The sequence below is a fragment of the Myxococcus vastator genome, from assembly GCF_010894475.1.
Classification (GTDB): Bacteria; Myxococcota; Myxococcia; order Myxococcales; family Myxococcaceae; genus Myxococcus; species Myxococcus vastator.
Genome location: NZ_JAAIYB010000567.1, coordinates 1 through 4,650, shown reverse-complemented (window position 1 = coordinate 4,650; position 4,650 = coordinate 1). Strand labels below are relative to the sequence as shown.

Sequence of the window (4,650 nt, the reverse complement as noted above, 5' to 3'; positions counted from 1 at the left end):
CGATGACCTCGAGGAAGCCGACGCCGACGTGGCCCCCGAGCCCCACGACGAGGGCCCCGCTCCGGAGCCCGTCCCCTCGGCGCTGAACCCCTGGTTCGCCCAGCTCGCGCACGGCTACTGCCCCCCCGACGGAATCCGCTTCGACCGGCACACGCCCCCGACGACGTTCCCTGGCCGCGACGAGCCCACGAACCCCGCTCACCCGGCCCCCTCAGGCCGTTCGGAAGTCGTCGTCCGTGGCAAGAGCTCGTGAGGCAGCCAACCGAGCTGATCCTGGAAACTTTCCAAGGGTCGCACCCGCCCGCTAGGATGTTCCGGTTTTCACAGCACTTTTCCGGGACAAAGGCTTCATGGAGCGTCGGGTCCTCATCGTCGAAAGCGATCATGAATTAGCGCTCAGCATGGCCACCGTGCTCAAGGGCTCGGGCTACCAGACGGCCCTGGCTGAGACAGCGGCTGACGCGCAGCGTGAGCTGGAGAAGCGCCGGCCAGACCTGGTCGTCCTCCGTGCGGAGTTGAAGGATCAGTCCGGCTTCGTCCTCTGCGGCAACATCAAGAAGGGCAAGTGGGGCCAGAACCTCAAGGTGCTGCTGATCTCCTCTGAGAGCGGGGTGGATGGCCTGGCGCAGCATCGTCAGACGCCGCAGGCGGCGGACGGGTACCTCGCCTTCCCGTTCGCGCTGGGAGATCTGACCGCATTGAGCCACGGCATCGTGCCGCCCGGCACGGATGACACCGGCGCGTCGCTGGAGGCCGCGCTGAACGGGACGCGCGAGGCGCCGCCGCCCATGCCTCCGTCGCTCAAGGCCGCCGCGGGGGGGCCCCCGAAGCTGCCCAAGCGCGAGCGCCGCAGCGCGATGACGGAGGAGGACCGCGCGTTCCTCGACCGCACCTTCCAGTCCATCGCGGACCGCAAGGCGGAGCTGCTCGCCGAATCCCGCCAGCTCAAGCGTCCGCCGCCGCGGCGCGAGCTGATGGGCACGCCGGAGGGCAAGATTCAGATCCTCCGCGACGAGCTGAAGACGCGCGAGGCCCAGCTCGCCCGCCTCTCCGAAATCTGGAACGTGCGCGAGCGCGAGCTGCTCTCCGGCGAGGACCGCATCCACGAGAAGGACGTGGAGCTGCAGGGCCTGAAGATGCAGGTGGACGACCTGCTGCGCCGCTTCAACGAGGCCCAGCAGGCGACCATCCAGAAGGAGCGCGAGCACGGCGCCACCGTCGACGACCTGCTCCTCCAGAAGTTCTCCGCGGAGAAGGACCTCATCGAGGTCGTCGCCTCCAAGGAGAAGGACATCAACCTCCTGCGCCGGGAGGTCTCTCGTGCGGAGGAGGAGCTGAGCCGCCGCGCCAGCGAGCTGGAGCACGGCCGCAACGAGTACGACAAGCTGGAGAAGCACCTCGGCGTCGTCACGCTCGAGTTCGAGGTCAAGGAGCAGAAGCTCCAGGACACCGTCCTCGCGAACGAAGGCGAAATCGCGCGGCTGACGAAGCGCGGTGACGACTTCGAGACCGAGCTGAACCGCACCATCAGCGAGCGCGACGAGCGCTTCGCCGAGCTGGACGGTGAAATCCAGGCCCTCCAGGAGCGGCTGCAGCAGACCGAGCAGGAGCGCGACACCACCGTGCGCGGCCTGGAAGCCCGCGCCACCCGCGCCGAGGAGCACGGCACCCAGGCGGACGCGGAAATCCACCGGCTCAACGCCGAGCGCGATGCGCTGGAGGCGAAGCTCAGCCAGCAGGTCGCGGACCTGGAGACGGACCTCGCGCGCACCATCGGCGAGCGCGACCAGCTCCGGCTGGACAAGGACGCCCAGGAAGCCGAGCTCACCCAGCGCGTCGAGGAGCGTGACGCGAAGCTCGGCACGCTCGAGCGCGAGCTGTCGGAGACCATCGCCCGGAACGAGCACACCGAGGCGGAGCTCAACGCCAACATCCAGCAGCAGCTGGAGCGCATCGGCGAGCTCGAGGGCGAAGTCGAGGCCGCCAGGGCGCACCTGGAGGACCGCGAGGCCGAGCTGACCGCGGAGCTCCAGGCGCTGGGGCAGGCCAAGGACGAGCTGGAAACGGACCTCAATGACCGGCTCCAGGCCCTCTCCCAGGCGAAGGACGCGCTGGAGGCGGACCTCTCCCGTCAGCTGGAGGAGCTGCGCTCCGCCAAGGCCGAACTGGAGGCGGACCTCACCGGCCAGATTCAGGCGCTCACCTCGCAGCTCGAGGAGACGCAGCGGCAGCTCGATGACTCGCAGCGGACCGGCGAACAGCTCTCCGCGCGCGTGGCCCAGCTGGAGGACACCGTCACCCAGCGCGAGGCCACCATCGAAGCCCTGCAAGGGGACGTGGCCACGCGCGACCAGCGCATCTCCGAGCTGAGCGGAGACCTGGAGGCCACCAGCCAGACGCTGACGCAGACGCAGCAGACGCTGGCGCAGACCGAGCAGCAGCTCGCCGACACGCAGAACACCCTCGCCAGCACCGAAGGCACGCTGGCGGAGACGCGCGGCGAGCTGGACGCCACCAGTCAGACGCTGGCGGACACGCAGGCGCGCCTCGCGAACACCGAGGGCACGCTGGCGCAGACGCGCGGTGAGCTGGACGCCACCAGCCAGACGCTGGGTCAGACGCAGCAGACCCTCTCCGACACGGAAGGCGCGCTGGCGGAGACGCGCGGCGAGCTGGACGCCACCAGCCAGACGTTGGGCCAGACGCAGCAGACGCTGGCCCAGACGGAAGGCGCGCTGGCGGAGACGCGCGGCGAGCTGGACGCCACCAGCCAGACGCTGGCGCAGACGCAGCAGACGCTGGCCCAGACGGAAGGCGCGCTGGCGGAGACGCGCGGCGAGCTGGACGCCACCAGCCAGACGCTGACGCAGACGCAGCAGACGCTGGCGCAGACGGAGCAGCAGCTCGCCGACACGCAGAACACCCTCGCCAGCACCGAAGGCACGCTGGCGGAGACGCGCGGCGAGCTGGACGCCACCACCCAGACGCTCCAGCAGACGCATGTGGCGCTGGAGGACACGCGCGGCGCGCTCCAGGAGACCCGCGACACGCTGGCCCACACCACCCGCGAGCGCGACCAGCGCACCGCGGAGCTGGCCGACCTGGGCGCCGCGAAGGACGCGCTGGAGCAGGACCTCACCGGCCAGATTGGCCAGCTCCGCGCCGAGCTGTCCGAGACGCAGGGCCACTACGAGGCCGAGCGGGCCGCGCACGAGAAGCTGGCCGCGGAGACGACCGCTCACATCGGTGACCTCACCAGCGAGCGCGACGGCCTGCGCTCCGAGCTGGAGGCCACCAGCCAGACGCTGGAGCAGACCCAGGGCCAGCTCGCCGCCACCCGCGACGCGCTGGCGCGCGAGCAGCACGCGCACCAGGAACACCAGAAGGCCGCCGCGAGCACCCAGGCCACGCTGGAAGGTCAGCTGGCCGAGGCACGCGCCCATGGAGAGGACCTGGGCGAGCACCTCACCCTCACCAAGCACGAGCTGGGCACGCGCGTCGCCGAGGTGACCCAGCTCACCGCCACGCTGGCACAGACGGAGAACACCCGGGCCCACCTCGAGGAGCGGCTGCACACGCTCACCGAGGAGTCGCAGCGCCGCGAGGAGCTGCTCCAGAACGACCTGACGCAGAAGGGCACGGAGCTGTCGGATACGCTCCGCAAGCTCACCCACGTGACGCAGGAGAAGATGCGTCAGGCGGAGGTGCTCAACCGCGAGGTCGCCACCCGCACCGAGCAGCTCAAGGCCCTGGAGGCCAAGCTCCAGACGCAGGCCACCGAGGCCCGCCGTCAGGCCGAGGGCCTGGGTCAGCAGATCGCCGGGCTCAACGAGCAGCTCGAGCAGGGCCGCAAGGCGCTGGCGGGCCGCGAGGACCAGCTGCGCGCCGCGGGCGTCGCCCAGCAGAAGCTCACCGCCGAGCGGGACGGCCTCGCGGGCCAGGTCCAGCAGGCCGAGGCCCGGCTCCAGCAGCAGGCCCAGCAGGCGAACCAGGAACGCGCCGACGCCAGGCGGGCGGCGGATGAACTGGCCGCGAAGCTGGCCAAGGCCGAGCAGCGCATCGCCCAGCTCACACAGGACGCACAGACGCAGGCCACCGAGGCCGACGCCAGGGCCAAGGACCTCCAAGGCCAGCTGACCGCGCGGGCGAAGAAGATCCAGGACCTGGAGCTGGCGGTGGAGAACGCGCAGGGCGCCAAATCCCGCGCGGAGAAGGAGCTCAACGCCAAGGTGGCCGCCGCCGAGAGCAAGGCCCACGAGGCCACCACCCGCCTGGCCTCCGCGCAGAAGGAGCGCAAGGACCTGGAGGCGCGGCACGCCAAGGAGCAGGAAGAGCTCACCGCCAAACAGAAGGCGGAGCTGGAGCGCCGCGACGCCATCAAGGTGCAGGAGGTCACCCGCCTGCAGCAGTCCGTGCAGGAGAAGAGCAAGGCCCTCAAGGTCGCCGAGCTGGAGCTGGCCCGCTACAAGAGCAAGTCCACCACCGCGGCCAAGGCCCCCGCCAAACCCGCGGCGCCCCAGGACGACGACCTGGCCGTGAGGACGCAGCTCAACCAGGTCATCCCGCCCGCCGCGGCCCCAGCTCCGGCGGCCCCGGCGAAGAAGCCGGCCGCCAGGCCCGCGGCCCAGGCCGCCGCGAAGAAGGCCCCGG

General features: G+C 70.9%; 1 protein-coding gene and 1 pseudogene. Both read left to right on the top strand.

The window, feature by feature from the left end; translation table 11 throughout:
- A pseudogene (locus tag G4D87_RS33980) lies at positions 1-253 on the top strand (glycosyl transferase family 1); the annotation flags it as partial.
- Between the two features lie 97 nt (positions 254-350).
- The coding region (locus G4D87_RS33975; RefSeq protein ID WP_163786831.1) for a response regulator at positions 351-4,650 on the top strand (4,300 nt) is incomplete at its 3' end.